Annotated in this window: 25 protein-coding genes and 1 riboswitch; of the genes, 5 read left to right on the top strand and 20 right to left on the bottom strand. The window is 30.6% G+C overall.

The window, feature by feature from the left end; genetic code table 11:
• Positions 1-303: 303 nt before the first annotated feature.
• Complete coding sequence (gene murC / locus OCU55_RS21425) at positions 304-1,734, top strand: UDP-N-acetylmuramate--L-alanine ligase (protein ID WP_261854328.1); 1,431 nt, start codon at positions 304-306, stop codon at positions 1,732-1,734.
• Positions 1,735-1,777: 43 nt separating this feature from the next.
• Here murC and OCU55_RS21420 read toward each other — a convergent pair whose 3' ends face one another.
• The 4 genes from OCU55_RS21420 to OCU55_RS21405 all read right to left on the bottom strand — a co-directional run bounded on the left by OCU55_RS21420 (position 1,778) and on the right by OCU55_RS21405 (position 5,203).
• A complete protein-coding gene (locus OCU55_RS21420; protein ID WP_261854327.1) occupies positions 1,778-2,326 on the bottom strand; it encodes a TFIIB-type zinc ribbon-containing protein in 549 nt (182 codons plus the stop codon).
• Positions 2,327-2,756: 430 nt separating this feature from the next.
• The gene (locus OCU55_RS21415; RefSeq protein ID WP_261854326.1) at positions 2,757-3,008 is read right to left on the bottom strand and encodes a kinase to dihydroxyacetone kinase; all 252 of its coding nucleotides are present in this window, start codon (positions 3,006-3,008) and stop codon (positions 2,757-2,759) included.
• Positions 3,009-3,151: 143 nt separating this feature from the next.
• Positions 3,152-3,796: an MBL fold metallo-hydrolase gene (locus OCU55_RS21410; RefSeq protein ID WP_261854325.1), complete on the bottom strand. Its 645-nt coding sequence runs from the start codon at positions 3,794-3,796 to the stop codon at positions 3,152-3,154.
• A 216-nt stretch (positions 3,797-4,012) separates the two neighbouring features.
• Positions 4,013-5,203, bottom strand: a complete 1,191-nt coding sequence (locus tag OCU55_RS21405) for a multidrug efflux MFS transporter (RefSeq protein ID WP_261854324.1) — start codon at positions 5,201-5,203, stop codon at positions 4,013-4,015.
• 233 nt (positions 5,204-5,436) lie between these two features.
• Between OCU55_RS21405 and OCU55_RS21400 the strand changes: the two genes are divergently transcribed.
• Positions 5,437-5,994 carry a TetR/AcrR family transcriptional regulator gene (locus tag OCU55_RS21400; protein WP_261854323.1) on the top strand — a complete coding sequence of 186 codons (558 nt, stop codon included), beginning with the start codon at positions 5,437-5,439 and terminating at the stop codon, positions 5,992-5,994.
• Positions 5,995-6,281: 287 nt separating this feature from the next.
• Here the strand turns inward: OCU55_RS21400 and OCU55_RS21395 are convergent, their stop codons facing one another.
• A complete protein-coding gene (locus OCU55_RS21395; protein ID WP_261854322.1) occupies positions 6,282-6,938 on the bottom strand; it encodes a uracil-DNA glycosylase in 657 nt (218 codons plus the stop codon).
• Between the two features lie 222 nt (positions 6,939-7,160).
• Between OCU55_RS21395 and OCU55_RS21390 the strand changes: the two genes are divergently transcribed.
• Both OCU55_RS21390 and OCU55_RS21385 read left to right on the top strand, forming a co-directional pair.
• Positions 7,161-8,036, top strand: coding sequence for a PHP domain-containing protein (locus OCU55_RS21390; protein ID WP_261854321.1), 876 nt, complete (start codon positions 7,161-7,163; stop codon positions 8,034-8,036).
• 181 nt (positions 8,037-8,217) lie between these two features.
• Entirely contained in the window at positions 8,218-8,733 is a 516-nt protein-coding gene (locus OCU55_RS21385) for a hypothetical protein (protein WP_261854320.1), read from the top strand.
• Positions 8,734-8,880: 147 nt separating this feature from the next.
• On the opposite strand, the gene OCU55_RS21380 is transcribed toward OCU55_RS21385, so the two are convergent.
• The 3 genes from OCU55_RS21380 to OCU55_RS21370 all read right to left on the bottom strand — a co-directional run bounded on the left by OCU55_RS21380 (position 8,881) and on the right by OCU55_RS21370 (position 10,557).
• Complete coding sequence (locus OCU55_RS21380) at positions 8,881-9,582, bottom strand: LiaF transmembrane domain-containing protein (RefSeq protein WP_261854319.1); 702 nt, start codon at positions 9,580-9,582, stop codon at positions 8,881-8,883.
• Between the two features lies 1 nt (position 9,583).
• A complete protein-coding gene (locus OCU55_RS21375; RefSeq protein WP_261854318.1) occupies positions 9,584-10,039 on the bottom strand; it encodes a LytTR family DNA-binding domain-containing protein in 456 nt (151 codons plus the stop codon).
• A gap of 254 nt (positions 10,040-10,293) precedes the next feature.
• On the bottom strand, positions 10,294-10,557 hold the full coding sequence (locus tag OCU55_RS21370; protein WP_261854317.1) for a hypothetical protein: 264 nt from the start codon (positions 10,555-10,557) through the stop codon (positions 10,294-10,296).
• A 152-nt stretch (positions 10,558-10,709) separates the two neighbouring features.
• Here OCU55_RS21370 and OCU55_RS21365 point away from each other — a divergent pair, with 152 nt between their 5' ends.
• Entirely contained in the window at positions 10,710-11,252 is a 543-nt protein-coding gene (locus OCU55_RS21365) for a tyrosine-type recombinase/integrase (protein ID WP_261854316.1), read from the top strand.
• A 97-nt stretch (positions 11,253-11,349) separates the two neighbouring features.
• Here OCU55_RS21365 and OCU55_RS21360 read toward each other — a convergent pair whose 3' ends face one another.
• The 12 genes from OCU55_RS21360 to OCU55_RS21305 form a co-directional block, all read right to left on the bottom strand.
• Positions 11,350-11,784 (bottom strand): ParB N-terminal domain-containing protein, encoded by a 435-nt coding sequence (locus OCU55_RS21360; RefSeq protein WP_261854315.1) that lies wholly within the window; start codon positions 11,782-11,784, stop codon positions 11,350-11,352.
• Positions 11,785-11,805: 21 nt separating this feature from the next.
• Entirely contained in the window at positions 11,806-12,753 is a 948-nt protein-coding gene (locus OCU55_RS21355) for a phosphotransferase family protein (RefSeq protein WP_261854314.1), read from the bottom strand.
• Between the two features lie 246 nt (positions 12,754-12,999).
• On the bottom strand, positions 13,000-13,263 hold the full coding sequence (locus OCU55_RS21350) for a CD3324 family protein (RefSeq protein WP_261854313.1): 264 nt from the start codon (positions 13,261-13,263) through the stop codon (positions 13,000-13,002).
• Positions 13,264-13,898: 635 nt separating this feature from the next.
• Positions 13,899-15,389, bottom strand: a complete 1,491-nt coding sequence (locus OCU55_RS21345) for an NCS2 family permease (protein WP_183277052.1) — start codon at positions 15,387-15,389, stop codon at positions 13,899-13,901.
• Positions 15,390-15,700: 311 nt separating this feature from the next.
• A riboswitch (purine riboswitch) is annotated at positions 15,701-15,803 on the bottom strand.
• 195 nt (positions 15,804-15,998) lie between these two features.
• A complete protein-coding gene (locus OCU55_RS21340) occupies positions 15,999-16,460 on the bottom strand; it encodes a YdeI/OmpD-associated family protein (protein WP_261854312.1) in 462 nt (153 codons plus the stop codon).
• A 74-nt stretch (positions 16,461-16,534) separates the two neighbouring features.
• A complete protein-coding gene (gene helD, locus OCU55_RS21335; RefSeq protein WP_261854311.1) occupies positions 16,535-18,775 on the bottom strand; it encodes an RNA polymerase recycling motor HelD in 2,241 nt (746 codons plus the stop codon).
• 185 nt (positions 18,776-18,960) lie between these two features.
• On the bottom strand, positions 18,961-20,040 hold the full coding sequence (locus tag OCU55_RS21330; protein WP_261854310.1) for a helix-turn-helix transcriptional regulator: 1,080 nt from the start codon (positions 20,038-20,040) through the stop codon (positions 18,961-18,963).
• A gap of 265 nt (positions 20,041-20,305) precedes the next feature.
• Positions 20,306-20,959, bottom strand: coding sequence for a YczE/YyaS/YitT family protein (locus OCU55_RS21325; RefSeq protein ID WP_261854309.1), 654 nt, complete (start codon positions 20,957-20,959; stop codon positions 20,306-20,308).
• Positions 20,960-20,980: 21 nt separating this feature from the next.
• A complete protein-coding gene (locus tag OCU55_RS21320) occupies positions 20,981-21,418 on the bottom strand; it encodes a MarR family winged helix-turn-helix transcriptional regulator (protein WP_261854308.1) in 438 nt (145 codons plus the stop codon).
• A 204-nt stretch (positions 21,419-21,622) separates the two neighbouring features.
• Positions 21,623-22,165, bottom strand: a complete 543-nt coding sequence (locus OCU55_RS21315) for a ribonuclease FAU-1 family protein (protein WP_261854307.1) — start codon at positions 22,163-22,165, stop codon at positions 21,623-21,625.
• A 285-nt stretch (positions 22,166-22,450) separates the two neighbouring features.
• Complete coding sequence (locus OCU55_RS21310; protein WP_261854306.1) at positions 22,451-22,801, bottom strand: PqqD family protein; 351 nt, start codon at positions 22,799-22,801, stop codon at positions 22,451-22,453.
• Positions 22,791-24,710: an OPT family oligopeptide transporter gene (locus tag OCU55_RS21305; protein WP_261854305.1), complete on the bottom strand. Its 1,920-nt coding sequence runs from the start codon at positions 24,708-24,710 to the stop codon at positions 22,791-22,793. The genes OCU55_RS21310 and OCU55_RS21305 overlap by 11 nt, the downstream gene beginning before the upstream one ends.
• Positions 24,711-24,978 lie beyond the last annotated feature (268 nt).

Genomic DNA, 24,978 nt, shown 5'->3' with positions numbered 1-24,978 from the left:
ATAACTTTAGTAGGTGCTAATTTCATAAGTTAACCAAAACCCTGTACTTCTAACTTGCCACTTTCTTATTCTTTACTAGTCATTGCTAAAATGGTTTCTTTTTCATAATCATTAACGCCTTTACTTTAGCTGACTACTCAACACTTATTTAAATTGAGATATTTGTTTGTTAATATTTAATTGCCAATTGCTTGTCTAAACTTACATAATATTGGGAATTAATAATAAAGTAGTGCTATAATTAATTTGTAGTTGTACTTTAATAAAGATGAAACTACTTTGTTTCGGACAGGAGTGATTATATTGGAAAATAAAATAAAAGTTCATTTTATGGGTATATGCGGAAGCGGAGCTGCACCTATTGCAATTATCGCAAAAAATAATGGTTTTGATGTTTCTGGATGCGACCTAAATGTATCAGGATATTATAAAGATGCTCTTTTAGAAAATAATATAGAAATTTTAAAAGGTCATGCTTTAAGTCATATAGAGAATATCGATATCTTAGCTATCTCCCCTGCAATTTTAGATATTTCTCCTAACAATCCAGAAATACTGGAAGCTGAAAAAAGAGGAATTTTAATGACCTGGCAGGAGTTTTCAGCTAAATATATACAAAAAGAAAAGTTTGTTATTTCTATTGCAGGTACACATGGTAAATCTACTACTACAGTTTTAATGGGGCTTGTTTTAGAAAATGGTGGTCTCGATCCAATTGTTGAGGCTGGAACAACCTTTAAACGTTGGGGTGGAGGCTACAGGCTAGGAAAATCAAAATACTTTGTATGCGAAGCAGATGAATTCAATAATAACTTCTTGAACTACAGCCCTTCAATCGCTGTAATCAATAATATTGAAATGGATCATCCAGAATTTTTTAAGGATATAACTGATGTTAAGAATTCTTTTAAAAACTTTATAAAAAAGCTTACAGGTCCAAAAATTTTAATTATTAACGAAGACAGTGCAGCTATAAGTGAAGTAATATGTGAATTAAAAGACTGGTTGAAGGAAAAAGGAGTAAAAGTTATTGGCTATTATATAGATAATAAGCTTGAATTCCCTTTTGACATAGAGTATAAAGCCGAATTAGTTTCAACTACACCTGATAGTTCAACCTTTAAATTAATATATGGTGATAAAGAAAATATCTTCAATCTTGGATTGATAGGTAAGCATAATGTTATGAACTCTTTAGGAGTATTAATTACTTCCTTAGAACTAGGTGTTGATATAGACTTAATAAAGAATTCCTTTGAAAACTTCAAGGGTATAGGAAGAAGATTAGAATTAATAGCAGACATTGATGATATTAAGATTTTTGATGATTTTGCTCATCATCCTACAGCAGTTGCAACTACTTTAGATTCAATTAACCTTAGTTATCCTGGTAAAAAGGTTTTTGCCATTTTCGAGCCTCATCAACTTTCTAGAACAAAATTATTTTTTAACGAGTTTGCGGTAGCATTAAGGAAAGCTGATAGAGTTATTATTACCAAACCTTTTTTGGGTCGAGAGGCAAATAAAAACATTGAACCAATTGATTTAAATATGTTATGTAAGGAAATAGATATAAATAAAGCTGACTATATAGAAAATTCAGATGAAATATGTAGTACAATCCTTAATGAAGCAAAAAGTGGAGATTTAATAATAGTTTTTGGAGCTGGTGACTCATACAAACTATCTAGAAAAGTTATTAGTATATTAAGAAAAAATTCTACGATAATATAATTTTATAAAAATGATAGAGGCTTTTTAAAAGCCTCTATCATTTTTATAACTTATAAGGATCTTCATTCATCAGATAAGCTAATAACATAGATTTATTTTCACTTTCATCTATCCATTTTTTTGTTTGTTTTAATCTTTCATAATCCTCAACACCAAACTTATTTGTATAATGCTTTTCTAAGAATTCTCTACTTTCATCTTCTCTAATCTTTTTTTGCCATGCTTCAGTAAAAAAGTTTTGAATCTTATGATGTAAATCAATGCTCTTAATCGACTCCCATTCGTTCTTATCAAACCAGATTCCATTACAGGTACCACAATGCTCTAGCATAAAACCAAGTTTACTCGATACTTTATATGGAGTAAGTATAGTTTCACAGTCAGGGCAAAACTTAGGATTTGTCGAATCGTTAACAGATATATATTTATCATCTATTACAGTTTCACTCTGATTTTTATTGCTATTGTGCCAAGTAAAATAGTCTCCAAAGCGCATCCATTTTCCTTCACAATCCTTACAAGTATAAACCCTTAACCCATTTTCTAAATACTGCTCTTCTAATTCGTTTGTTTTACATACTAAGCATCTCATATTTTTCTCCCCTTACAAAATATATTAATTCATAACTAAAGTTGAAATACCTCGAACCGAAATCTATTTTTAAAACTCTCACGGTTTCTGGTGAGAGAATTTAAAAATAATAAATTTTATTACGAAGTGGTACATCTATAAAGCTTAATATAAGTATAATTTAATCGCCATATTTTGTATATAAACATTAATACTTGAAAATTTTTTTATCTTAATATTATGCTTTGTTCGTTTTATATTAATATACATAAACAATTCAGCTATAATAATTTGCTTTAAATTTTTTGTATCGTAATCACTTTAAGCTGATATTAAATTATTCTCTATAAACTAATTAAATTATTCTTAGAACTGTTACTTAAATTTAATAATAATCTTAAACCGAGACCAAAATAAAAACAGACAAGTATATACCTGTCTGCCTTACTATTTACCCTTTTAGCCCATTAGCTTGTCGTTCCATATTTTCTATAACAACATCATGTATATCACCTAAGGAAGCACAATACTCAAGAACTTTCCATGGAGTATTTGTGTGGAAATGTATTTTTATTAGTTCATCATCTCCAACTGCAAGTAAGCAATCACCTTCAATGTTTTTAGTTATATACTCATTTATTTCATCTTCTGAAAGATTTTCTCCCTCGATTAATAACTGTGTGTCAAATTTGTATTCAATCATAATTACGCTCCTTTTATACTTTACAAATTCCTGTTTGTATTATTACCTTAACACCCAACAAGTAGTGTTTTTCTCATTATAATCCATGATTTTTGTAAAAGCAACAGAAGCATATTTTCTTATTACATTGCTAATTATAATTTTTATTTATATTTAAGGACAGCTATTCCCTGGTAATTCTCAATATTTTCTTTGTTCAATTCCAGCTCTGCATAGTTTTGAGCCTTAAGACCTGAAGCATCAATAAACTTATCAACTTTAGCAAAAGCTAATCCCATTGGTCCTAATGCTTTAGTTCTATAGTGCATAGGTACAATCACTGTAGGTTTCAACTGTTTTACTACTTCTACAGCATCTGTAGCGTCAATTGTGTACCCTCCTCCTACAGGTATAAGAAGCACGTCTACATTTCCTATTTCCTCTACCTGTTTTGCATCAAGTATATGTCCTAGATCACCACAGTGACAAACATTTATATCATCCACTTTAAAGTTAAATATGGTGTTTTTTCCCTTCTTAGCTCCTGATACTTTATCATGAAAGGTATCAACACCCTTTATCTCAATCCCATATTCTGAAAATATACCAGGTTTATTTATGTGTACAAAGTCATTTTTCACTGCATTTATATTATTATGATCACTGTGTTCATGACTGGTAGCCACTATATCAGCTTCAAGTTCTGGAAGTTTATATCCTAACATGCTTATATAAGGATCTAATATTATTTTTGTGCCATTCTCAGAAGTTATCATAAAACATGAATGTCCATACCATTTAATTTTCATTATAATTCTCCAATCTTTCCTAATATTTATTTCACTATGTGCCAAGGTATATACCTTAGTTTTTATTATAAAAATTTGCACCAAAATGGTACATCTTAATAGAGTTCCTAGTTCAACTATTAATTTATACATGCTAAAAGTTATAGTCGTGTGATTTTCTAACATGTATAAATTAAGTTTCTATTTAAAAACTCTTAAATACTGTATCTGATGATATTACATCCTATCAAGTTTTCTATAAACTTTAAAATATACCCACATAGCATTAAGCATCAATAATCCGCTTGTAATGAAAAACACATAACTTATACCAAACTTCCCAGCTATTTGTCCACCTAAGACTGAGCCTCCAAAAATGCCCAAATAACCGGCAGATATGGTAAATCCAAAAACTCTACCTGTAATAGAATTTGGAGTGATCTTTTTAACTAATGTATTTATAGATGGATTTAATCCACCAAAGGTAAGTCCTAATAAAAAACGTAATCCCATTAGCTGCCAAGGATTTTTTACAAAAGCTTGCGGCACGTAAATAAGTCCTGCTACTAAAAGCGCCCATAATATAACTTTATGTGCACCTATTTTATCAGATAACTTTCCTAATCTTGGAGCAGAAATTACATTTGCTAGTCCTGAGGCTGAAAAAGCTAGTCCTGATACCAAAGCAATATGATTTGTATCCCTACTTAATTGTGTAACATACACTGTTATAATTGGTTCTATAGTATATAATGCTAAAGTCGTAATAAAAAATGTCACTGATAAAGTTATAGTTAGACTTTTCTCAGGCACACTATTCCATATCTCTTTTGCACTAAGAGCCTTTTTATCACCACGTACAAAATCTTCCTTTACAAATAGAAACGTTGCTATAAATGCAATTAGCAGCATCGCTCCAGTTATAAAAAAAATAGGCTGTAGCCCAAAAGTATCCCCTATTAAACCTCCTATGGTTGGCCCGATAAGTGATCCAGCAATACTAGCAGTTGAAAGCGTTCCTAATGCATACCCAGCATTTTCTTTATCTGTCTGAGTAGCTATAAGCGTAGTGCAGGCTGTACTATACCCTGTTATTGCGCCTTGTAGCAGCCTTAACCCAATAAGTACATATACATTTGGGGCAAATCCCATTAAAGACACTATCACGGCCATTCCAAGACTAGCCCTTAAAAGCATAGGCTTTCTCCCAAACTTATCTGCAGCATTACCCCAAACAGGTGAAAAAATAGCTGAAATTATGTAGGTTATACCAAAAGCAATTCCTGAAAGCTTTGCAATTGAAGAACCATCAGAAATTCCAAGATGCTTTATATAAATAGGCATCACTGGTGCGATTTGACTCATCCCTATCCCTGTAACAAACATCCCAAACCAGCAAACTATTAAATTCTTTTTCCATAGTTTCATAAGATTCCTCACCTCTTATAAATTAAATTATTATATCTTTTAATTTGTTAATATTTTTTATACAAATGATTCACATGCATGTTTTTTTGTATTAACTTTACATTATTATTATAAACTATAATTTAAAGTTTGTAAACTGTATATTATAGTTTATTAACTGTACATTATAGTTTACAAACTCACTTTTAAATGCTAAACTATTTTTAAAGTAGAATTTATAGGGAGTGATATCAGTGCAAAAACGAAATTTGACTAAGGAAAAAATCATTCAAATAGCTTTTTCATTAGCAGATGAAATAGGTCTCAATCAAGTTACTTTTCAAAAAATTGCAGAAAAACTCGATATAAAATATCAATCATTATACAATCACTTTGATAATATGGATGATCTTAAAACAAAAATGACAATATACCTTTTTGGTGAGTTAAATTCCAAGCTGATGAATAGATTAATTGGAAAAAGTGCTGATGTAGCTATACGAGAGTTTGCTTATGTATATAAAGATTTTGCTTTTGAAAATAAAACTGCTTATGAACTTTTTATAACCATTCCAACTTTAGCTAATGAAGAAACTTACCGTTTAGCTAAAGAAACCAATAACATCATTCGCCAGATTTTATCTTCTTATATAAATGACGAAACACAGGTTGTACATAAAAGTAGAGAACTAAGAAGCATTTTGCACGGTTTTGTTTCCCTGGTACTTCTTGGTTATTTCCACGGTGATGCTAATTTAGATGATAGCTTTGATTTGATGATAGATGATTTTATATTATCCCTTTCAAGATAATTCTCATAAATTGATGAATACTAAATCCAGGAATCCTTTGGCTATGTTTAAGAAAATTGTTGAAATTGATTGGTTATACAGGAGACGCTATATGAGCGAGCAACTAGAATTAAATGATTTTTTCAGATGGAATGGCGTTAAAAAACTGTACTGTTCGAACGTAGTGAGTTTACAGTTTTAGCCATGTAATATGACAAAATCATATTAATTCTTTGCGTAAGCTCATTAAAGCGTCGGATGATTAACCATTCAATTTCAACACGGTGCTTTAACAGCGCCTAAACTTTTTATATCCTAAAGTATTCATTCATAACTTCTTTTATTGCTTTTATCCCCTTCTCAAACTCATTTTTCCCTCCCTGTGCAGGGTGCCTTACTTTGATGCAGCTAATCCCAAGTTTATTGAGGCTTTCCTCTGCCTTGTTTCCCATAGCAACTACCTTATTTATATTAAACATTTCAATAATCTTAATAAGTGCCTTCTCTCCTATTTGCAATTCTTTTTTTATGGGAGTCCTATTACTTTCCTCATTCCCTTCTTTATAAGGATGGAAAGGAAAAGCATTCCACGCTAACATAATTAGATCATATTTTACAAGAGTACTCCATATTATTGTTGAGGTTGCTTCTTTAAGCAATTTATCATTTTCTGATACTAACCTATATCCTTTTTCCTTTCCAAATAAATCTAGTCCATTTACATTATTCATAAGTAAATGCTCGCTAGTAAAGGGAACTCCTGTAAGACGGCTACCTCTGTACCCCACTGCTTCTCCAACAAGTATTATTTTAGGCTTTATTTTTCCCATCTGTTGTAAATATATTAATAGGTTATCTCTTCTTATATAGCTTTCTTTAAAATCATATGAATATTGATTATATACATTTGGTGTAACTTCCGTGTTTGCTAGCTCTTCAATAAATGCCCTGAAATTATCTATCATTTCTTCAATCCTTCTTTTTATTAACTAAACTATATATCATTTATAGTATTTCTCATTTTAAAGTATTTACGTATACTTTTTTCGCATTTTTATTTGCAGGAAGTTCCAAGCTTAACCTTATACTCTTTAAGTTAGAAACAAAAAATCTTTAGTTGTTGCCTTTAGCATATAAAATTAGATAGAATATATAGTATCTAAATGGAAATAAGGAGCGATATTACTATGATAGATCTACATATTCACACTACAACATCTGATGGCTCTGATGAACCTAAGGAAATTCTTATCAAGGCCCAACAATTGGGATTAAAATACATATCTATTACAGATCATGATTCAATAGGAGCCTATAAAAAACTGAAAGATATTAATATTCATAACTACTATAAAGGAGTACTTATTCCTGGTTGTGAATTTTCTGTTGTACATAATGGAAAGCCAATAGAGATATTAGGTTATGGCATAGACTTAGATGTAATAAACTCAACTGGAATTGTTTCAGATGATAAGTTTTACGAAAGAGAAAATGCTTACCTAAAAAAATTGATGGAGGTATGTCGAAACCTTAATCTTAAATATAGTAAAAACTTATCAATTAAGGGAAAATACTTTGCTACTCAGATAATGCATGCAGATTTAAAGAAATATGCTAAAAATGAAAACCGTGTTGATAAAACTGTATGGGAAAGTCTAAATTCATTTTACAGAACTTGTGTAAATAATCCTGATAGTCCATTTTTTCTAAACCAAATGAAAGATTATCTCACTGTACCAGAAGCTGCAGCTCTCATAAAAAAGGCTGGCGGAAAATCATTTCTCGCTCACCTTTATGGGTATTTTGTAGAAGATCATGCAGATTTTCTAGATTCTATAGTATCGTTAAATGTTCTTGATGGTATAGAGTGCTATCATTCACTTCATTCAATGAAAAGAACGAAATCTTTGCTCAAATATTGCGGTAATAACAATATTTATTCATCAGGTGGAAGCGACTATCATGGAACACTGAAGCCTAATGTTAAACTTGGAGAAAGCATATCAGATGTAAAAATCCCCTATGATATATTGAAACCATGGCTTCCAAGTAATTTGCTATAGAAAAATTAGAGTTATTTATGGGACATTTCAACCTATTATGTATAAAACAGATTTTAAAATTGATTCATTACTTTTTACTATCTTACTTAAGATAATCTTTAGCTTATTTTCTTAGTAAAAGTAGCACTTATCATCTTCAAAGAATATCATAAACTAAAATAATTATACTAAGAGGGGCCTCGTGAATTTTAATGGATGGAGCAACTTCGAAGATTTTGCAAGAGCTTGTGGTTATACTTCCTCCAGCAAATGCGGAAATAATAGCTCAAGTAACAATGGTACAACAAATGAATCTAATAGTTGGGCATGCCATGATATTCCAAATGGATTTCAAGGTTTAAATCCTGAACTATTCGTTACAATTGGAACAATACTCGGAGAAATAATGGCAGGCAATATTCCTTTTAATATTCAAAATGCATTAGGAAATTGGTTTGAATTACTTGGCCAAGTGATATTAACATATAACGCACAACAGCAGTATTTTCAAGGAGGGCCCGGATTATATTACGATCCTAAAAATTATAATATAAATAATCAATATTGTAATACATCACAAAGTAATTCTTCAAATACATCGAATCAAGGAAACTCTAAGAATAATCATGCTGAAGCGAATAAAATAAAAGAACTTGAAACTCATATTAAAGCTTTGATGGAAGAAATAGAATTAATCAAAAACAAAATGAATATTTAGCATAAGTTTTTGACAATTTTGATGGAAATATCGGATATGCTTAAAAATATTATTGAAATTGAACTAAATAAAAGGACTTACTTTAGCTCAGTAAGTCCTTTCATATCTATAATTCTAAAAATACTTTTTATTTTGCTCCAGTTTTACTTATATATAAATTATTTCAACTCCTGAAAAACTAATATCACCAACTAAAGTTAAAGTATTTGTTGTCACCTTATCACTTTTATTTTTTTCATCAATAGCACCAAATAAACCATTAGTTTTATCAACAACATTCCAAGTTTTAGGGACATATAATTCAACTCCTGAAAAAGAAGCATTAATTCTAACTACAGCATTGTCATTGCGCATAACTGCATTATCAAAATACACCTTCAGAGCTCCAAAAGAACAATTAAAATCTGCTTTTTCAAAATCATCTGCATTTATATATTTTGTAGTAGAATTAAATGAATTTCTAAATATAACATGACTTTCATCTTCTACATCGATTTCTTCAAACTTATTATCCTCATGATGATATTTAGTATGCTGAACCCATTTGTTATGATTATGAAAGATCATAGAAAGACCAATGCTGCCAAGCAATGCTGCAATCAATACAGTCCATGGTGTGATACTTGTAATCCCCAATTGTTCATCGTATATTATGCAAAGAAATGCTATAGGGAACAGAACCCCCGGAAAATTCATATGAAACAAACTTTTCACAATTACTACTACAAAGAAAACTGTTAACAACAAGCTAAATATATTTACATTAGGAAACAGTCCAAGCTTACTTATAACCAAGAAAATCCCACCTAATATAAATGCTAACCCCCAAAAAACCCTTTCTTTTCTCATCTTATTTCCTCTTTTCTAATAATTTAATTTTTAATGGTTTATAGTAATACCTCGAAACATATACTTGTTTATGTGTATTTTGAAATTCAACTTTACTTGATGATGATATGCTTTTTGTTATGGAGTAAATATGATTTGTATTTAAAATCGTTGATTTTGAAACTCGCATAAAATATCCTGGTAAGAATTCCTCAAGTTCATAAAGCTTATATCTTACATTGTATATATTATCAATGGTATGTGCACAAATCGAACTTTCTTCTGTTTCAAAAAACAAAATTTCCTCGAGTGAAAGATAATACTCAGTTTCGCCTCTATAAAAAATTATCTTTTTATTCTGCGACAAAATTTCATCTAGAGCAATTTGGATATTTTTAATCTCTTCACTTAGTTGATTACACTTTATAATCACTTCGTTTTCTTCAATTTTATTGTCTATCTCAATTCGTATTCTCATATTTTCACTCCCCACATTTTTTATTATATTCACTATATTTTTCATTGTAAATATAACTTAAGTAAGTGGTTGGTTATTGCTTGTAAGTGGTCTTACTTCTTACCTTTAAATACATCAGTTTATAAAAAACTAATGCATAAAAACAAAAGCGCCATTAAGTTTTTAGCTTATGGCGCTTTTACTTTCATTTTAATAATAAGAGCTATCAATCATATAGGATACTATTTCTCAGAAGCCCTCTCTGAAAAATTTATTCAATCTTTAATTGTCTTACTTACCTTTTTTCCTATATTCGTAATACAATCCTCAAATATAATTCTAAATATAAATTCAGTACTGTTATTACTTTTCTTTTTAATACTTATATTGTCTTTGCTTCTAAACTTTTTCATAAATATAATTATTAGTTTGCTAGTATTTTGGATTACTGAAGTTACCTCTCTCTTTTTCTTAAAGGACATCTTGCTTGATTTCTTATCAGGAAGAGTCTTTCCTATTGATCTATTACCAAAATTCATATAACGATATAGTCTACTAAATAAAGCAAGTTATGTTTTTAAATCAACTTATTTTTATAAATCATTAGTATAATACTTAAAAGTAGTATATGATTAAAGGATATGGCAGCCATAAAGTTCTAATTGAGCTTCCATTGAGAGGAAGAAACAATATGAAACTAATTCAGCCAATAAAGGATACTAACTTAATTAATACACTAAAATCAGAATTGCTTAAGGTCGGATATAAAAATTATTTACTATTTGATATAGCAATAAATACAGGCTTAAAGATTGCAGATATAATAAATCTTACAGTTTGGGATGTGAAAAACAAATCTCAAATTGAAGTTAAGGAAGTTGGAACCGGCAAGCGATTGAAATATGCAGTGTCTCCTGAAATTAACAAAGAAATTCAGGAGTTTATACTTGGTATGTCTGCAGGACAGCTTCTTTTTCCAAATAAAAAAGGTGGGAAAAATCCTATAACAAACAAGTACGCCCACAATTGCCTGAATGAAATAAGCGAAAAACTTGGTCTAGATAATATCGGTACCCATACACTCAGGAAAACCTTTGGGTATCATCATTATATAAAGCATAACGATATCAGCTTTCTGCAGAATTTATTTAGTCACTCAACCCCTGATATGACTCTTAGATATATTGGTATTGCTGATATTGAAGCCACCAACATTGAAGACTTTTTTCAATAATTATAATATAGCTTCTTGCATAAGTATAAGAATTTTATAATTATAAATAGCTTTAACCAATAAATATCATTGATTAAAGCTATAAATTAACCTTATCCTATTTAAAATCATTAATATTATCCTGACAATGAGTATTCCAAATAATAACCCAGCATTTCTCAATACCTTCTCTGTTCATAGCTTCAAGTCTATGATTTCCATCGTTTACTTTGAGTTCTTTTCCTTCATGTTGTGCTATTAAAGGTGGCATCTCCCAGCCATTACGAATAAGCTGCCTAAATTTATTTATTTCAACCTCCCATTCCTCTGGTGCATTAAAATACTCCATATTATCTTCTGGACCACAGCATCTTTTTAATTTATCAAGACTTATAAGTAAAGGCCCTGTCCAATTCCTTTTCTCTAGCTTTAGTCCTTCTGAAAAAGGAACATTATCTCCTATAGAATTTAAAAACAAATGCACCCATTCTTCTATCCTACCTTGTTTTGAAAATTCTATTGCTTCATCGACTGTAAATGTCATTTCATTCATATTGATCCTCCTTTAAAATCATCAGATTGTAACATCATATTTATTTAAAATAATTAAAATATTATCAAGAATAGACTTATATGCATCCTGTCTTCCAAGCTTTGCCCAGAACCTCATTCCATCTAATGAATTGCAAAGAGCTGCACAAAGAAATCTCTCTATAAAATTAGATGTATCAAATTTACGTTCTTTGTAGAAAGTATGAAATTCTTCTAGAAGATTATAATCAGGAAATTCTAAGATAAGAGTTGCAATATCAAAGATATAATCGCAATAACTTACTTTTCCCCAGTCAATTACTCCCTCAATCCTTGAATTATTAATAATTATATTATTATAATGAAAATCGGCATGGACTAAATATCTCCTACCTTCACAGTATTCCGCTAGTTCCATCATCTTTTCGTACAGTTTGCTAAAAATATCATAATCCAAAAAACTTTCCTTAAAAAGCTCATACCAACCTTGCCAAAATCCCTCTTGATCTTCCGAAAAGAAGCATTGCAAAAATTCAATGAATGTATTAAAAGTGCCCTTCATGTTATAATCCAGCCATCCATATCCTTCATAAGCTGTTATGTCAATTGAGTGGAGTTTGATTAGAGCCTCCATAACGCTTGGCATGGCCACTTTCAATTCTTTTTCTTTTAATGTATGAATTGGCTTTCCTTCCACCTTTTCCGAAATAGCATAGTAAAAGTTATTGTATATACCACTATACAGAAGATTGGGCAAAGGAAATTTTTCTCCTTGTAAAGTTTCCTGCACATACTTTTCAAGTTTAAATTCCATATCATTATCTGAAAAACGAATTACATACTTCTTATCTTTGTATTGAAAAAAGTAAACCCTCTTTATTTTGCCTGTAGGTGCTTCTTCTATCCTCTCAACAGGTTCTTTAAAAAGTTCTTCTAGAAGTTTAAACACTTCATCACTGTTCACTTGCGGCTTCACTAACATATCTTCCATTCTTCCCACCCCTTGCAAACTTTCTAATATATACCTTATTTTACTTGAGATTGGAGTCAATTCATATGTATGCTTTATGTATAATTGTTTAATACATAAAAGCTGTTCAAGAAGTTTTACTTTTTCCTGAACAGCTTTTTTATGGATGTACCACTTCGTAATAAAATTTATTATTTTTAAATTCTCTCACCAGAAGCCGTGAGAGTTTTAAAAATAGATTGCGGTTCGAAGTGGTACATCTTTCTATCACTTTTTATATACAATTTTTTTAATGGTTTCAATTGAAAGACAATACTCATCTGCCAATTGGTCAATTTTAAGTCCTTTTGAGAACTTCTCTTTAATTTCACAATTTCTTAGTCGTATTTCTTCCTTTACTCCAGATACTTCTCCCCATTCCTTACGCATATCTTTCACCTGTGGAATGTAAATTAAACTGCCACTAATGTATTTTTGTATCTCAGCTATTAATTCCTGTGGAAGTATCTCTATCCCATTTTTATAATCCATTCTAATCCGCTCCTTAAAATTAAAATATTAATTAAGGATGCAACATCTGCCTATAACTTGATTCTCTTCTTATTAGAATGAACATGGTGACTATATTATTCCATGAAAATATCACCCTGCGTTATCTTACAGACATTGCATGGAATGATGGTTTTGCTGTAGTAATTAAGAATAAGTTTCTCATTTCTAAATACCCTCTCTAATCCCTTTAATACATACTAAATAAGCACTTATATGCCTTTAGTATAATTATACCATATTTAACCACAAGCGAATATGTCGCCAATTATCTAAAAACCAATGTAAAACTCATACCTTCTCTTTCGCATTCTGCAAAAGTTTCTTTTCCTTTTGAAGCTTAAGCTCTTTTATCTTATGATAATCCAGATTTTCTCTAAGATTAAGGTGATCAATCAATGACTATGAACTTATTATAATTTACCAATTATTAAATAATCCTTAAATAGAAAAATATATTTATACAAAATAAAAATGCCGTAAAACCTAAGTTTTACGGCATTTTTTAACTATATTAATGTACCACTTTATATTAAAATTTATTATTTTTAAATTCTCTCACCAAAACCCATGAAAGTTTTAAAAATAGATTTTGGATCAAAGTGGTCCATCTTAAATTAAAGATTTCTAATCGCTAATAATACGAAGTTTAATATAAACAATCCAGTGAATAGATATATAACTGGATGTATTCCCTTTGTTTCCTTCTTAACAATTGCAATTATAACGTAGCTTATGAATCCAAATGCAATACCAGTTGTTATGCTATAAGCAAATGGCATAAGCGCAATTGTTAGGAATGCAACTGATGCTACACTTAAGTCTTTCCAGTCGATTTCGCCAATTGAAGACATCATTAGGATACCAACAACTACAAGCGCAGGCGCTGTAGCAACTGAAGGTATAATTCCTATTACTGGAGCAAAGATTAAACATACTAGGAACATAATTGAAGTTACAACAGATGATAAACCTGTTCTACCACCAGCAGCAATACCAGCTGAACTTTCAACGTATGTAGTAGTATTAGATGTTCCGAAGAATGCTCCAACAATTGTAGCACTTAAATCAGCAAATAAAGCCTTATCTAAACGAGATTTAACTCCCTTACCTTCAAGCATAAGCTTTTCGTCTTCTGCATCAAATATTCCTGCACGACGTCCAGTACCGATGAATGTTCCAAGTGCATCAAAGATATCTGTAAGTATGAAAGCAATCATAGCAGTGATTGCAAGAAGTAACTTACCGCCATCAGCAAAAAGTCCAGCAAAGTCCATCTTGAAAGCAGTATATTTAACTGCACCTATAGAAGTTCCTATACCACTAAGTGATATATTTGCTGAAGAGAAAAACTCTTGTGCATTTTTTGCATGGAAGCCGAAAACGCCAGGATTAACACCACAAGCAATTTCTATAAAAGTTAGAGCAGTTATTGAAGTAATACCTATTAAAATCGCTGCTTTAACTCTTAAAATCATAAGAACAAGTATTAAAATAATTCCAAGTAGTGCTAACTGTACAGAAGGACTTGAGAAGTTAACAAGTGCTGGTACAGCAGATGAATTTGTTATAACTGTTGCATCTGCAGGAGTTTTTCCTAAAAACAGGTATGTCCCAGGATCAGCAGTAAATTTTAAAAGACCACTGTCTTTTATACCTATATATGCTATAAATAGACCGATACCACCACCAATTGCCTTTTGTAAAACTGATGGTAAAGAACGTATAATTATCTTACGAAGTCCTGTAACTGTTATAATTATGTTTACAACACCACAGATAAATACCATTGCTAAAGCTTGTTGCCATGTAAATCCCATTGTTCCACATACTGTGAATGTGAAGAATGCATTTAATCCCATACCAGGAGCTAATGCATAAGGCACGTTAGCAAAAAGACCCATAACAAGTGTACCAACCACTGCAGATATAATTGTTGCAACAAATATACCTTGTGGGTTAAAAGGGTTGTCCGCAGTTCCTGCTAATTGCAGAATACTTGGATTTACGAAAATGATGTATGCCATAGTAAAGAATGTTGTAAGACCAGCTATGACTTCAGTTCGTACATTTGTACCATATTGTTTAAGCTTGAAAAATTTTTCCATCTCTATAACTCCCTAAAAATATTTTTTGTAAGAAAATCTAATGTTTAAATAATTCGATAAGATCACTTTCATTAGTATTGTTTCCACCTACGTTTTTTCTAAACCTATCTTAAAAAATTCTCATAAGTGCTACACTCTTCTTCTTTTCTACTCTTTTTAGAAAAACTTATTAAATCTAATATAATACCAAAGCTTGTTCAAAAATTAATTTTATTATTGATATAATTTCTTGAAAGAATAAAAAAATAGATTGAAACAATGTCTCAACCTATCGAAAATACTTAATTACGAGTTATATACTAAAAATTCAAACTCTTAATCAACTTCTCGATAGTCGGGTAATTAACGGTCACCCGGTAGAAACTGCCAACCCATATATGTCGGCGATATATCGAAGCTATTTAATTTTACAAAATGATTTCCTATTAAATTATAGTGTAATTTGTCGAATTTTACAAGAGGTAATAATATTTTTTTGAATAAATGCTTCATTTTATTTCACTGATTACAGTTTTCTCTAATAAGATATTTTTCAAAATTACAATATATTCATAGAAACTAAAAATATTATTCGAGCATGTTCAAAAATATAGTTATCTATATGTGATATTATCCTCTTAGCTTTTTTCCTTCTGAAAGTAAGGCCACTGACTTGTTTATACGATCAATTCTAGTTTCTTCACGTTTAGCTGAAGTGATCCAAGTTACGTATTCCTTCTTTCCTGTATATGAAAGAGATTTAAAGGTAATTACTGCAGCTTCACTTCCATTCATTGCAGCTTGAAAATCTTCTGGAACCTCCACCATACGTTCTTCTTCATCTTTTTCTATAGTAACAAATATTTCGTCACCAAAGCTTTTGCCAATTTTATTTCTAATATCTTTTGTTAATCCAAGCATATAACAACCACCCATATTTACCACAGAGCCTCTATACTCTATACCATCGAAGGTAGCTTTAACTTTCACACGCTTTGAACCAAACACCTCTTGAACATTAAATGGCGGCTCAACAAAACCTGCATCTTTATTTTCAACTTGCTTTATAATTGCTCTAAATTCCTGCTTCAATGAATTCACTCCCTTTTCAGTCGTTTAAGTGTATTGTACATGAGTTAAAATACTATCTATTTAAATTAATTATATCAAAAATTAAGAAGTGGTGTAAGCTTACCTGAATAATATACATCTAAAACATGAAGTGCTCTTGTGCAAGCTGTGTATAATAAAAGTCTTTCCTCTTCACTTTTGTAATTTTCATTTCCTACATTATATATAAGTGCCACATCAAATTCTAATCCCTTGGCTAGATATGCTGGAATTACCAAAATACCACTTACATATTCGTCATCATCCTTCATTATGCCTTTTACATCAACCTTATCCTTTAAGAAGTTAAATACTTCTTGAGCTTCTTTTTTAGTCCTTGTTATTATTCCAATAGATTTGTGTCCCTTTTCTTTATATATTTTTATATCACTAAGAAGTCTTTCCTTTATTGCTTCATCATTAGAAAAGCCAACTAATAGTGGCTCTTCTCCACTTCTTTCAACACATCCATCAGTAATTTCTTTATTTAAAAGTCTTCTTGAGAATCTTGTAATTTCCATGGTAGATCTATAACTTTTGCTTAAATTTATTATACAGGTATTATCCTCGGGGAATATATTTGCGATATTTTTGTACTCGCCTACGTTCATAAATGGGTTTATAGATTGATTGAGGTCCCCTAGTATGGTCATGTCTGCATGACTAAAAAGCTGCTTTAGTATTTCATACTGTAAAGGCGTATAATCTTGCGCCTCATCTATAATGACATATTTAATTGATGAAGTCTTAGGAAGATCTCCCAAAACACCCTTTAGATATAAAAGAGGTGCTTGATCTTCATAATTTAATAATTTACCTCTTAAATTTTCTAAAGTATATCGTTTAATCTCATGTATCCTTTGCTCACTGTACTCAGAATCTGATCTTTTAGCAAAATAGTCTAAGTTCTGAAAAAGCTTTTTATAAATATCTACTAAATCAAACTCTGTCATTTTATCAATTGAATAGTATAGCTCCCTCATTTCTGCTTTTACACGAGCTTTACTTTTCTCATTAATTTCATTTTTATCTATATATGAACCAGTCTCTTTTAGCTCATGGGAGACATCTTCTATCCAAAGCTTTTCATACGGTTCTATAAGGAAAAGTACTCTCTCTCTTATCTTTTGAAGCCTTCTTTTTAGTGGTAAATTAGAATAATCCTCAAAAAACAATTTATTTATTTCCTCAGAACTTACTATTAATTGTCCTCTTAAATTAATATCTGTAAATTCTCTATCAAGATTTTCAACATAAACAACATATCGCTTTAGCACATCTATAAATTCCATTGAAGCTTTATATTTAATATTATTTATTCTTTCTCCATAACTAGGTTCATCCTTTGAAGATAAGATATATTCCATCATCTCGCAGTAGTTTTCCTTTTTAAGTCCATTTCCTAGAGCATTATGCATATATTCCTTAAAGGTTGTTTGGTTCATGTTATCTTCCCCAAGTTCAGGTAACACATTAGAAATATAATCATTAAAGATTTCATTTGGAGAAAATATCACTATGTTTTGAGCTGTTATTTTATCTCTATGTTTATACAATAGATAAGCAATTCTATGAAGAGCAACTGAAGTCTTTCCACTCCCTGCAGGACCTTGAACAATTAAATTTTTATATTCTTCATTACGAATCACTTTATTTTGTTCTCTTTGAATTGTTGTTATTATGGTCTTCATCTTATTATCAGTGTTCTTACTTAAGATATCTTGAAGTATTTCATCATCTATTTTGATATTGCTATCAAACATATAGTCAATTTTTCCATTACTAATTTTGTACTGTCTTTTTAAGGTAAGTTCACCTTCCACTATCCCTTCAGGGCATTCAAACATAGCCTCTCCAATCTCATAGTCATAAAACATGCTTGAAACTGGTGCTCTCCAGTCATAAACAAGAAAATCGTAATTATCATCAGTAAGGTTTGAGATTCCAATATAAAACTTTTCCTCTCTTTCCTCTCCGTTTTCTAAAAAATCGATTCTTCCGAAATAAGGTGATTCAACTATTCTTTCATATTTTTCTTGGAATTTTCTAGTTAACTCATGCTTTCTCTTTTGGATTTTCATAGCATCTATAAATTCCATAAACTCTACAATCTGATCCATCCCATTAGCTATAGAAACTGAACCTATGTCTTGCCATAGTTGTCTTTGAGTTTCAATTGCATCTTTTTTGAATTTTTCTTTAAAATCCACCTTTTCATTGAACTGCTTTCGAGCTTCTTTAAGCACCGCTTCTAACCACTGATCTTCAAGTTTCCATTCTAAGTCGTTCCTTTTCATGAATACCCCTCCAATACCTCAATTATAGATGCGCCAAGCCTTAACCTAATCATAACTTAAAGACTATCGCTATAACATCTTAGCAAAATGGGGTAAAAAGAAACAGTCTATATTTAGATTTTTAAATATGATATAATATAAGTGAGGGGAGAAATAATTTATATTTCTCCCCATTTTAATTATTATTAAATCTCCTCAATCATCCATTTATACTGTAAATCTCCAAGCCCGTACTGAGGAAATAATGTAAGTAAATCTTTTATGAGATCTTCCTTATTAATATAATTTTTGATATAACGTTTAATATCACTATTCTCTTCTCTATAGGTAAGATATAAATTCATTGCTTGATAAGTAACCGGCAGCAACTTTATATCACACTTTTTTCTATAACACATTATGGTTTTATAGATTTCTGTATAATTCTCTATATCAATTTCAAAGGCATCAGGTAACATTGTATCAGTTTGCTCTTCCGCCATGCAGAAAAGCACATCACCTTTAAAATGAATTTGTTCCAAAAAGGCAAGTATCGTTATTAAATTCATCTGACAGAACATATCATCACCAAACCATAAAACAATAATGTCAAATTCTTCGTCAAACAGAGGTTTTAACGGCTCTATAACAATCTTTTTATATTCTTCAAGTGTAGATTTTAAAGAACGAGTCCTTTTTTCTATAAATTCCGGCGAGAAAATTTCTTCTGCGGTTTCTCCCCAGCACATAGCTTCATTAAATGGAACATAGGCTTCATTTTTATTAATCAACTGATTTTTTCGAAAAAAATTAAGCATATTTAGTCCATTTAAAATATGTAAGGTTTTAAATGGATAATCTCTTTTGATTTGACTTTGCACATTTTTAATAGTTTCATTTTTCATAGCTGTGTTCTCCTTGTTTTTGATTGGAGGATGACTATTTTTTTGATAAGCAGCAAGTGGCTTAGGATTTTCACGAAATCTTTTAGGTGATACTCCAAACATCAAAGAAAATGCTCTTGAAAATGCCTCTTGTGATGAATAACCATATTTTATTGCAATCTCAACAATTCTGTTATTTGTATCTTTAAGTTCATTCGCAGCACAAACAAGTCGGCGTTTTTGTCCATAACTTTTCATGGTTTCACCAAAATATTTATGAAAAATAACGGAACAATAATAAGGTGAAAAATTGCAATTACTTGCCAAGTCATTTAAAGAAAAGTCTTCATCTAAATTCTGTTCCACATAATCTAGTATTTTTTTCATATCACTAGTTATCATTTGGTATTCCTCCTTTTACAAAATAGTAACACAACCACAATATTTTCTTTTGATATTAGTTGTGGTATTAAAGGATTCAATTTCTCTTATAGTTAAATTTAATTATAACAGCTTTATTAGACAAAAAAATCTTTATATGATAAAACTCTTACCTATTAATTTAGGTAAGAGTTTTATAGTTTAAGTGCTTTACTTGGTGGCTTGCTTCCAAGATGCTCACACAATATTTTGCCATATCATTTCTATGCTATATTCATCATGAACTTTATCCTAATAAACACTGATTAATATATATAACCCCTTGTTTAATATTTCTATGACTTAATGATTTTACATCAAATTTAAATATCTTATAAACCATTTGAACACAATATCCTACTGTAAAGGCAGTTATAAAGGTTCCAACTCCAGCAAAACCTCCTAAAGACCAACCTATTATTAAAGCTCCCATCTCAATGAAAAACCTTATTAGGCTTATAGGTTTACCAGTAAGCTTCACTAACGCAATCATGAGCCCATCCCTTGGTCCACACCCCATGCCGCATCCTATGTATAAATAACTACCTACTGCACTTACAAACAAACTACCAATCATCATTATTGTTCCTGCAACTAAATTATTACAAACAGGAATGATCTTAATATATATTATCAAATCAATGAAGCATCCAATTACTATCATATTAGCAATAGTTCCGAGTCCAACTTTAATTCCTAATATACTTGCTATAATTACTACAACTATCCCAACTAAAATACTAGCCTGTCCAATAGTTATTCCAATTACGTTTGTTAAGCCTTGATGGAATACATCCCATGGACTTAGCCCAAGCTTAGAATTTAAAGCCATTACAGTTCCTGCTGCACAGCAGAAAAATCCTAGTGTTAATCTTAACATCATACTTAATAACTTTTTCATGCTTCCACTATCCTTCGTTCTTTATTTTATCCAATATTCTTCTATATTGTCGCTCATTCTTACTATTAATTCAGTAGCTAACCTCTTTTCTTCCTCGCTAAAACCTTTTAAGGATATTTCAAGTTGTTTTCTTTCTTCTTCAAGTATAAATTCATATACTTCTAATCCCTTTTTACTAGGATTTAATTTGTATTCTCTCTTATCTTTTTCATCTTGTTCTTTATTTAAGTAACCAATCTCAATAAGCTTATGAACCGCTTTTGTAGTTGTAGTTTTATCAACCTTTAACATATTTGATAAGTCTACAAAATTAATTCCTGGATTTTCACAAATTCTAGTCAAAAACATATATTGCCCTTTTTGTAGATCAAACTGCTTATATTTATAATCGGCTTTGGAGTTTGTAGCCCTATATATCGTTCCTAAAAATCTCAATACTCTACAATCTAATTCTTTCATTTTACTCCCTCATAACAGTTAATTATTAGTTGAACTTTCAACTAATAACATATCCTAATTTAGTTGAAAGTTCAACTTATATTTTCATTGTATATACATAAAAGCTCCTAAAACCATTGAAGTATCTAGACTTAACTAACTTTAATATTTTTAGGAGTAGAGTTGTTCATCCTTAATGAGCTTACGCAAAGAATTAATATAATTTTATTTCATTAAAAAAAATTCATTTAAATATTTATTACTAAAATCTGATAACTTATTTACATCTACTGCAATATTATTCATGATTTCTTTAGCTTCCGTATAAGCCATATCAAATTCCTGTTGTGTTATCTCACCTTTATCAAATGCATCCTTAAGCTCATTTTCATCAAGTAGAAGGACATTGGAATCAGGCAATACAACCACATCTAAAAATAGATCTTCAAAAAATGGAATTCCCTCATCAGTAAGACCTTTTTTTCTAGTAATATCAAAATACCACTGTACTATTTCTTTATTACTATCATACATGGTGGTCATGCAATAATTGCCTTTAAAAGGCACTATTTCAAGCCATATGTACCCATCATCCACTAAACAATAATCTTTTCCTAACATGTTTTTAATTAAAGGTTCTCTTACTTTTTCTATACGAGTTACCGATACATATCCTTCAAAATCATCATTTTTGAAATATCTCGTGGTAAATTTTCTTTTTAAGACTCTTGTCCAACCTGGTTTATTGGCATACTTCTCCTTAATCAAACCCACACACTTCCTTAATATTGATTTTCACATAAAAATATTAATCTTATTAATAAAACCATATGCTATATTATATAGTTTCCGATTTTGTTTATGTATGTTTACTACATATTTTACCATATCACTTATAAAAATTTATTAAAACTACTTAAAGAGGTGTTGGAAAAAGATTATTTACCTATAAGTTTCCTCATGCAAATATGCAAAAAAGTTCACTGAATAATATTACTTCAGTGAACCTTTTATGTTTTGCTGTCACTTAATTAGAAAGTGCCAGCAGATGTATTATAAATTTATTTTTTCTATATAGTGACAATTAGTGTCTATATGGTTTAGGAATAATAATAATCTTTCGTAAAGCGGGTGAACTGCATCACCATACTTTACTTCTAGACTTTCCCCGATATCTTTTACACTTTTCTTGCCATCTATCTGTAAAAATATCCAACTTCCATATTCATCTAGAGAAAGTTTTCTATACTCCGGAATTCTGAATTTAAGTTTTCTAAAGAAGTTTTGGACCTTATGATTTTGTTTTATCATTATAGTTACAACGCCTTCTTCATCAACCTCATATTCAATTGAGTCGGATATTTTATATATTATATTTAAAACATCTTCATTATTATTTAACATCTTTTGCCTTACTCTTCATTATAGGTATTATAGTAGCTATTACTAAAGCAGCTAGTACTATAAATGCCATTCCATTAGTACCTGCGAATCCAGTTGGTTCAGTACCTTTTAGAAGACCTGACACTTGGAATATTATACCTACAAGTCCTAGTATAGAACCTCCAGCAACTAGTCCTGAAGATAAGCTTATACCATTAGAAACCTTAGCCTCTTTATCTTTTTCAGACTTAGAAGTCTTTTCTACAAATAATCTAACTAATGCTCCTATTAAGATTATAGTAGTTGTAGATATTGGTAAATAGAAACCTATAGCTATTGCCATTATAGGAAGGTTTAATAGGAATAAGAATAATCCCATAACAACACCAACAAATATCATAACCCAAGGTAATTGACCTGACATTATACCAGCAGTTAATGTTGACATTAAGTTAGCTTGTGGTAAAGCAAATGGAACATTGTCTCCAGTCATTGATAGTTGGCCTGAAAGTAATAATATTGTACCAACAACCACTGCAACACCAAGAACTCCAGCTATAGCAAAGTACTTGTCCATTTCCTTTTTATCTCCACCTATTATATATGTAACCTTTTGTGATTGTGAGTAACCACCAGCTACTGATATAGCAGTAACTATAAATGTACCAAATAAAAGTAGAGCCTTATTACTAGCAACATCTTTCCAGCCCATTGCAACAAATAATGATGTTACAACAACTATAGAAGCTATAGTCATACCTGATACAGGAAGGTTTGAAGTTCCTATAGTACCAGTTAAACGACCTGAAACTATTACAAATAGTAATGATAAGAATAAAGATAAAACTGCACCAAGTAGTGCCATTGCTACATTACCACCAGATGCTAGGAATCCTGCTACAAAACCTAATACTATGCCACCAAGTAATAGTATGTTTGCAACAGATGAACCATTACCACCCTTTGATCCTTTAGCGTTAAGGGTTTCTTTTATAGAAGAAACTATAGTAGGGATAAGCTTTATAGCACCTATTATACCACCTGAAAGCATCATACCTGCTCCGATGTATTTTACATAGCTACCAGCAATATTCTTAACTTGCATTGCGTTTATAGCAACACTTGGATTATTCCATACGTTTACGCCATCTTTTCCAAGTCCAGCAAAATAACCTATTAAAGGCATAATACCAAAGTTAGATAATAAAGCTCCTGCAAACATTGTTATAGAAACTTCCATACCAACTATGAATCCAATACCTAATAATAGAGGATTAACCTCAATTTCAAACTTCCACTTGTAGAACGTTTCATTTACATAACTTACAACATTGTTAACTAAGTTCAAGAATGAGCTAGTTATAACAGTTATAATTCCACCTATTCCAAAACCAATCCCCATGAATTTCATTGAATCCCCAGCACCTTCTGAAGCAACAAGTGTTTCAGATATAGCCATTGATTCTGGATACATTAACTTACCGTGTTCTTCAACGATTAAGTAGTTGTAAACAAGTGAAGCTATTCCAAGACCGAATAAAACTCCAGCTGCTCCCACTGCAAAACCTTCAATAAAACTAACTTTAGCTCCTATTAAAAGAATTGCAGGTAATACGAAAATTACACCACTAGCAACTGATTCTCCACCACTTGCCATACCTTGTACTAAGTTTTTACCTAGTATACCTTTTTTCTTTGCAAATGCAGCTATAAAACCAGAACCTATTATAGATCCAGGTATACCTGCAGCAACAGTAAGACCAGATTTCATGCCTGAATAGGCAGTTGATGCTGCGAATAAAACTGCTAATATAATACCGATTGTTAACACTACAACGTTTCCACCAGATTTAGATCCCGTAGAAATATAAGGAACATAGTCTTTACCAGCTACGCCACCATATGCATCTTTTGATAATTTTTTATCCATAAGATGTGCCTCCTTTAATTTTGCCCCTAGATGATTATAACACGGTTTCTAAATAGTTGTATCTTTATGAATTTTTAAGGAGGAATTAATTCACTAATTAATTTGAGATAATTGCAAAAACTATACATTTACTTTTTCAATTATCAAATTTTTAACGCAAAATATTATTTAAATTTCAATTCAACATATATGAAATAGACCATTCTAATAATAATTTGTATCAATTAATTAGATTTAATCCTACAAAAAAAACAAGCAGTTGATACTA

This window comes from Clostridium folliculivorans, assembly GCF_024341905.1.
Taxonomy (GTDB): Bacteria; Bacillota; Clostridia; order Clostridiales; family Clostridiaceae; genus Clostridium_AR; species Clostridium_AR folliculivorans.
The sequence above is the reverse complement of the archived record's forward strand: the minus strand, read 5'-3'. Positions and strand labels throughout refer to the sequence as shown.

Bases quoted from the DNA above. Each gene is read 5' to 3' on its own strand.
- OCU55_RS21420 (WP_261854327.1), bottom strand. From the start codon at position 2,326: ATGAGATGCTTAGTATGTAAAACAAACGAATTAGAAGAGCAGTATTTA.
- OCU55_RS21415 (WP_261854326.1), bottom strand. From the start codon at position 3,008: ATGATTGAATACAAATTTGACACACAGTTATTAATCGAGGGAGAAAAT.
- OCU55_RS21410 (WP_261854325.1), bottom strand. From the start codon at position 3,796: ATGAAAATTAAATGGTATGGACATTCATGTTTTATGATAACTTCTGAG.
- OCU55_RS21405 (WP_261854324.1), bottom strand. From the start codon at position 5,203: ATGAAACTATGGAAAAAGAATTTAATAGTTTGCTGGTTTGGGATGTTT.
- OCU55_RS21395 (WP_261854322.1), bottom strand. From the start codon at position 6,938: ATGATAGATAATTTCAGGGCATTTATTGAAGAGCTAGCAAACACGGAA.
- OCU55_RS21390 (WP_261854321.1), top strand. From the start codon at position 7,161: ATGATAGATCTACATATTCACACTACAACATCTGATGGCTCTGATGAA.
- OCU55_RS21380 (WP_261854319.1), bottom strand. From the start codon at position 9,582: ATGAGAAAAGAAAGGGTTTTTTGGGGGTTAGCATTTATATTAGGTGGG.
- OCU55_RS21375 (WP_261854318.1), bottom strand. From the start codon at position 10,039: ATGAGAATACGAATTGAGATAGACAATAAAATTGAAGAAAACGAAGTG.
- OCU55_RS21370 (WP_261854317.1), bottom strand. From the start codon at position 10,557: ATGAATTTTGGTAATAGATCAATAGGAAAGACTCTTCCTGATAAGAAA.
- OCU55_RS21365 (WP_261854316.1), top strand. From the start codon at position 10,710: ATGAAACTAATTCAGCCAATAAAGGATACTAACTTAATTAATACACTA.
- OCU55_RS21360 (WP_261854315.1), bottom strand. From the start codon at position 11,784: ATGAATGAAATGACATTTACAGTCGATGAAGCAATAGAATTTTCAAAA.
- OCU55_RS21355 (WP_261854314.1), bottom strand. From the start codon at position 12,753: ATGGAAGATATGTTAGTGAAGCCGCAAGTGAACAGTGATGAAGTGTTT.
- OCU55_RS21350 (WP_261854313.1), bottom strand. From the start codon at position 13,263: ATGGATTATAAAAATGGGATAGAGATACTTCCACAGGAATTAATAGCT.
- OCU55_RS21345 (WP_183277052.1), bottom strand. From the start codon at position 15,389: ATGGAAAAATTTTTCAAGCTTAAACAATATGGTACAAATGTACGAACT.
- helD (WP_261854311.1), bottom strand. From the start codon at position 18,775: ATGAAAAGGAACGACTTAGAATGGAAACTTGAAGATCAGTGGTTAGAA.
- OCU55_RS21330 (WP_261854310.1), bottom strand. From the start codon at position 20,040: ATGATAACTAGTGATATGAAAAAAATACTAGATTATGTGGAACAGAAT.
- OCU55_RS21325 (WP_261854309.1), bottom strand. From the start codon at position 20,959: ATGAAAAAGTTATTAAGTATGATGTTAAGATTAACACTAGGATTTTTC.
- OCU55_RS21320 (WP_261854308.1), bottom strand. From the start codon at position 21,418: ATGAAAGAATTAGATTGTAGAGTATTGAGATTTTTAGGAACGATATAT.
- OCU55_RS21310 (WP_261854306.1), bottom strand. From the start codon at position 22,801: ATGTTAAATAATAATGAAGATGTTTTAAATATAATATATAAAATATCC.
- OCU55_RS21305 (WP_261854305.1), bottom strand. From the start codon at position 24,710: ATGGATAAAAAATTATCAAAAGATGCATATGGTGGCGTAGCTGGTAAA.